This window comes from Symbioplanes lichenis, from assembly GCF_030709675.1.
Classification (GTDB): Bacteria; Actinomycetota; Actinomycetes; order Mycobacteriales; family Micromonosporaceae; genus Actinoplanes; species Actinoplanes lichenis.
The window spans coordinates 1-6,032 of record NZ_JAUZQD010000036.1 but is presented as its reverse complement, the minus strand read 5'-3'; the positions used below and the strand labels follow the sequence as shown (position 1 = coordinate 6,032).

Annotated in this window: 2 protein-coding genes; both read right to left on the bottom strand. The window is 74.3% G+C overall.

The features are described 5' to 3' along the window. Nucleotides 1–2,070: type I polyketide synthase (locus tag RAN62_RS40860; RefSeq protein ID WP_438874610.1), on the bottom strand; the 2,070-nt coding region annotated here is incomplete at its 3' end. A 67-nt stretch (nt 2,071–2,137) separates the two neighbouring features. Further along, on the bottom strand, nt 2,138–6,032 hold a 3,895-nt coding region (locus tag RAN62_RS40855), incomplete at its 5' end, for an SDR family NAD(P)-dependent oxidoreductase (protein WP_305790281.1).

Genomic DNA, 6,032 nt, shown 5'->3' with positions numbered 1-6,032 from the left:
TCCGGCGAGGAGCTCGCGGGCCCGGTCCGCCGGCATCGGCAGCGACATCATCCCGCCACCGGTCAGGTGATCGGCAATCGCCTTACTGCGCAGGGCCACCACCCGGGCGCCATCCGACAGAGACAAGGCGCCCGCCACACAGGCCGCCGCGATCTCACCCTGCGAGTGACCAACCACCGCAGCGGGCTCCACCCCGTAGGAACGCCACACCGCAGCCAGGGACACCATGACCGCCCACAACGCCGGCTGCACGATGTCGACCCGCTTGAGCGCCACCTCGTCGCCCAGCACGTCGGTCAGCGACCAGTCCACGAACGGATCCAGAGCCTCTTGGCATGCATGCAAAGTCGACGCGAACACCGGCGAGGAGTCGAGAAGGTCTTGGGCCATGCCGACCCACTGCGCGCCCTGGCCGGGGAAGACGAACACCGCGGGGCGTACGCCACGGGTGCTCCCCCGCATGACCTCCGGGGCCGGCCGGTCGGCGGCGAGGGCGGCCAGCCCGGCCGTCAGCTCATCGCGCCCGGTGCCCGTCACGACGGCGCGGTGGTCGAACTTCGAGCGGGATCCCGCCAGCGCCCAGCCGACATCGACCGGCCGCGCGTCCGGATCCCCCGCGAGGTGATCGAGCAGCCGGGCCGCCTGGGCCCGCAGCGCCTCCTCGGTCTTTCCGGACAGGACCCACGGCACCACGGCGGCGTCCACCTCGACCGGCTCATCGAGCACGGGCTCGGGCTCGGGGGCGGCCTCCAGGATGACGTGGGCGTTGGTGCCGCTGACGCCGAAGGACGAGACGCCGGCGCGGCGGGGGCGGCCGGTCTCGGGCCACGGGATCGACTCGGTCAGCAGCCGGACGTCGCCCTGGTCCCACTCGACGTGCGAGGTCGGGCGGTCCACGTGCAGCGTCTTGGGCAGGATCCCGTGCCGCAGCGCCTGGACCATCTTGATCACGCCACCGACCCCGGCGGCGGCCTGCGTGTGTCCGAGGTTCGACTTGAGGGATCCCAGCCACAACGGATGGGCGCGATTCTGCCCGTACGTGGACAGCAGCGCCTGCGCCTCGATCGGGTCGCCGAGCTTGGTGCCCGTACCGTGCGCTTCGACCGCGTCCACGTCGGCGGGTGTCAGGTTCGCCGCCGCGAGCGCCTGGCGGATGACCCGCTGCTGCGACGGCCCGTTCGGGGCGGTCAGCCCGTTGGACGCGCCGTCCTGGTTGACCGCGCTCGACCGCATCACGGCCAGCACCTCGTGGCCGTTGCGCCGCGCGTCGGAGAGGCGTTCCAGCACCACGACGCCGACGCCCTCGGACCAGCCGGCCCCGTCGGCGGCCTCGGCGAACGACTTGCACCGCCCGTCGGTGGCGGTCCCGCCCTGCACCGTGAACGCGACGAACGTGTCCGGCGTGGCCATGACCGTCACACCGCCGGCCAGCGCCAGCGTGCACTCCCCGCCCCGCAGCGCCTGCGCGGCCAGGTGCATCGCCACCAGCGACGACGAGCAGGCGGTGTCCACGCTGACCGCGGGACCTTCCAGCCCGAGGGTGTACGCGACCCGGCCCGACGTGACACTTCCGGCGCCACCGGTGAAGGCGTGACCGCGCAGTTCCTCGTCGGATTCGGTGACCAGGGCGGTGTATCCCATCTGGTACGCCCCGGCGAACACCCCGGTCCGGCTGCCCTTGAGCGTGACCGGGTCGATCCCGGCCCGTTCCAGGGCCTCCCACGAGGTCTCCAGCAGCAGGCGCTGCTGCGGGTCGGTGGCCAGCGCCTCGCGGGGCGACATGCGGAAGAACGCCGCGTCGAAGTCGCCCACGGCGTCGAGGAACCCGCCCTCGGCCGTCGCCGAGGCGGGCGCGGATCCGCCCGTACCCAGCAGCTCGCCGAGGTCCCAGCCCCGGTCGGCGGGGAACGGGCCGACCCCGTCGGCGCCCTCCGCGACCAGCCGCCACAGGTCCTCCGGACCGGTGACCCCGCCGGGGAAGCGGCAGGCCATGCCCACGATCGCGATCGGCTCGCCCGCGGCGTCGGCCAGGGCCTGGTTCTCCTGGCGCAGGCGGGTGTTGGCCAGCAACGAAGCGCGCAGGGCCTCCGTCAACTTGTCAACATTGACAGCCATCATCAGCTCCCGGGTTCGTCGTTCACTGATCGCGAAGCGCGATGTTGATGAGGTCGTCGACGTCGGCGTCGAGCAGGTCGGCCTCATCGGGGTGGTCGTCGGGCCGCGGCGCGGGTTGTTCCTGCGGCAGCGGCTCGGCGGGGGCGAAGAGCGAGTCGACGTACCCGGCCAGCTGGGTGACGGTCGGATAGTCGAACACCACGCCGGACGACAGCGTCCGGCCGGTGCGAGCGCGCAGCAGGTTACGCAGCTCGACCGAGGTCAGGGAGTCGAAACCGAGCTCGCTGAAGGAACGGTCGGCGTCGATCCGGGCGGCGGACGCGTGACCGAGCACGGTTGCGGCGGAACGGCGTACGAGATCGGTCAGGATCTTGTCGCGCTCGGCGCGGGAGAGCCCCGCGAGCCGCTGCCCGAGATCTTCCTCGCCGCCGCGGCCGGTGCCGGCGGTCGCCCGCCGGGGTGCCGCGCCCGCGAGCGTGCGCCACAGGGGTGCGACGTCGGCCTGGCCGCGCAGGGCCCGCGGATTGAGCCGGGCCGGGCCCAGGACGGCGAAGCTGCTGCGCAACGCCCGGTCGAAGAGTTCCATGCCCTGCTCCACGCCGAGCGGCGGCATGGCCGAGCGGGTGATGCGCTCGAGGTCGACGCCGGACAGCTGCCCGACCCGGCCGACCTCGGTCGTCCACGCGCCCCAGGCCAGCGACAGGCCCGGCCGGCCCTCCCGGCGGCGGCGGCGCATCAGCGCGTCCAGGAACACGTTCGCGGCGGCGTAGTTGCCCTGTCCGGCGCTGCCCAGGTGCCCGGCGAGCGACGAGTAGACGACGAACATCGCCAGGTCAAGGCCGCGGGTCAGCTCGTGCAGGTGCCACACCGCGTCCACCTTGGGCGCCAGGGCCTCGTCGAGCTGGTCCCGCGTGAGCGACCCGATGACCCCGTCGGCCAGGACGGCGGCGGTATGCACCACGCCGGTCACCGGATGCTCCGGCGGCACGGCTGCGAGGACGCCGGCCAGGGCCTCGCGGTCGCTGAGGTCACAGGCCACGGCCCGCGCCGTCACCCTCTGCCCGGCGAGCTCGGCCACCAGCTCCGGCACCCCCGGCGCCTGGTCGCCCCGGCGGCTGACGAGCAACAAATGCCGTACGCCGTACTCCTGGGCCAGCCGGCGCGCCGCCAGACCGCCCAGACCGCCGCCGCCCGTGATCACGACCGTGCCGGCGGGATCCAATGCCGGTCGCGTCGTGGCCGGAACCGTGAGCACGAGCTTGCCGACGTGCCGGGCCTGGCTCATGAACCGGAAGGCGTCCCGGGCCTGCCGCACGTCCCAGTCGGCCACCGGCAGCGGCCGCAACGTGCCCGTCGCGAAGAGCCCGGCCAGCTCCCGCAGCATCGCCTGCACCCGCTCGGCGCCGGCCTCCATCAGCTCGAAGGCCTGGTATCCGATCCCGGGATAGCGGTCGCGCAGCTGCTCGGGCGAGCGGATGTCGGTCTTGCCCATCTCGACGAACCGGCCGCCGGGCGCCAGGGTGTCCAGCGACGCGTCGACGAACTCGCCGGCCAGCGCGTTGAGCACCACGTCGACGCCGCGCCCGCCGGTCGCCTCCGTGAACTGGCGGTGGAAGACCAGGTCGCGCGACGACGCCACGTGGTCGCCGGTGAGACCCCATTCGTGCAGGACAGGCCACTTGGCCGGGCCGGCGGTCGCGAAGACCTCCGCGCCCAGGTGCCGGGCGATCTGAAGGGCGGCAAGCCCGACACCGCCGGCCCCGGCGTGGATGAGCACCGATTCGCCGCTCTGCAGGCCGGCCAGGTCGACCAGGCCGTACCAGGCGGTGAGGAACACGATCGGCACCGAGGCGGCGGTGGTGAACGACCAGTCCGCCGGCATGGCCACGAGCAGCCGGTGATCGGTCACCACGAGCGGGCCGAACGCGCCGAACGCCAGCCCCATGACCCGGTCGCCGACCCGGAGGCCGGTCACCGCGGAGCCGGTCTCGACGATCACGCCGGCCGCCTCGCTGCCCAGCGGGCCGGGCTCGCCGGGGTACATGCCGAGGGCGTTGAGCACGTCGCGGAAGTTCAGCCCGGCCGCGCGGACCTCGAGGCGGACCTCGTGCGGCTCCAGCGGCCGGGTCGCGTCCGGGCTGGGCAGCAGGGCGAGGTTGTCGAGGGTGCCGGGCTCGGAGAAGCCCAGCCGCCACGGCTCGTCCGGCAGGGTCAGCTCGTCGGCGGCGCCGACCCGGGCGAGCCGGGCCGCCTGGAACTGCCCGCCGCGCAGGCTCAGCTGCGGCTCACCGGCGGCCAGGGCCCGCCCCAGGATCGTGGGATCCACGGCGGTGTCGGTGTCGAGCAGCACGAACCGGCCGGGATTCTCGCTCTGCGCCGAGCGCACCAGGCCCCACACGGCGGCGGCGGGCAGGTCGGTGACGATCTCCCCGGAGTACGCGGCGACGGCGCCCCGGGTCCACACGACCAGCGGCGTGGCGGTCTCGGTCCGCAGCCAGTGCTGCAGCTGGTCGAGCACCCAGGCGGTGAGCTCGTGGGTGGCCGCCACGACCGGGCTCGCGTCAGAGGCGACGGACAGCACCACGGGCTGATCCGGGGTGGCGGACGGCAGGGCGCCGGGCCGCTCTACGAGCAGCCAGTCATGCACGGGCGCGCCGGTCGCCGCGACCTCGGTCCACGTCATGCGGACCAGGGCGCCGTCGCCGGTGGCGGCTTCGGAGCCGGTCGCGGATGCGGGGCGTACGGCGAGGGATCCGATCGCCAGCACCGGGAGTCCCGTGGCGTCGGCGACCGCGATCGTCACCTGGTCCGGGCCGGTGCGCGTCAGGGCCACGCGCAGCCGGGTGGCCCCCGAGGCGCGCAGGGTCACGTCGGTGAAGCTGAAGGGCAACCCGCCCGTACGCGCGGCGTCCAGCTCGGCGAACACCGTGGCGTGCAACGCGGCGTCCAGCAGGGCGGGGTGGATCCCGTACGACTCGGCCCGGGCGCCGGCGGGCACCTCGACCTCGGTGAGGATCCGGTCGCCGTGGCGCCACGCGCGGGTCAGCCCCTGGAACATCGGCCCGTAGAGCAGGAACCCGTCCGCGGCGAGCTGCTCGTAGAACGCCGAGGTGTCCAGGGCGGTCGCGCCGGGGCCGGGCCACTCGCCGCGTACCGGATCGAACTCGGACCCGGGCTCGGGGGCGCCGGCGCTGAGCAGGCCGCTGGCGTGCCGGGTCCATTCCTCCTGCCCGTCCGGCCGGGCGTAGATCGTGACCGGCCGCTGGTCCTCGCCGGCGTCGACGACCACCTGCACCTGGACGCCGCCCTGGGCGGGCAGCACCAGCGGCGCCTCGAGGACGAGCTCGTCCAGCCGGTCGCAGCCCACGCTGTCCCCGGCCCGCACGGCCAGCTCGACGTGGCCGGTCGCGGGGAAGATGACGGTGCCGCGGACGGCGTGGTCGGCCAGCCACGGGTGGGTGCGCAGCGACAGCCGGCTGGTGAAGAGCACACCGTCGCTGTGCGGCAGCGGCACCATGGCGCCGAGCAGCGGGTGCTCGGCCGAGCTGAGACCGGCGGCGGTCACGTCGGCGGGGCTCTCGGCGGTCTCGGGCCAGAACCGGTGCCGCTCGAACGGGTAGGTGGGCAGCGGGACCCGGGTCGCGGCGTGCCCGGCGAAGAGCCCGGTCCAGTCGATGTCGACGCCGTGCGTCCAGGCCTGCGCGAGTGATGCCGTCAGCCGGCTTTGGTCGCCCTCGCCGCGGCGCAGCGTTCCGATCGCGGGGGCGATGTCCTGCACGGCGGGCAGCAGCACCGGGTGCGGGCTGACCTCGATCACCACGTCGGGGGCGGCGGCTTGGAGGGCTTGGGCGAACTGCACGGTGGTGCGCAGGTTGCGGTACCAGTAGGCGGCGCCCCACTCGGCGGTGTCCATCAGC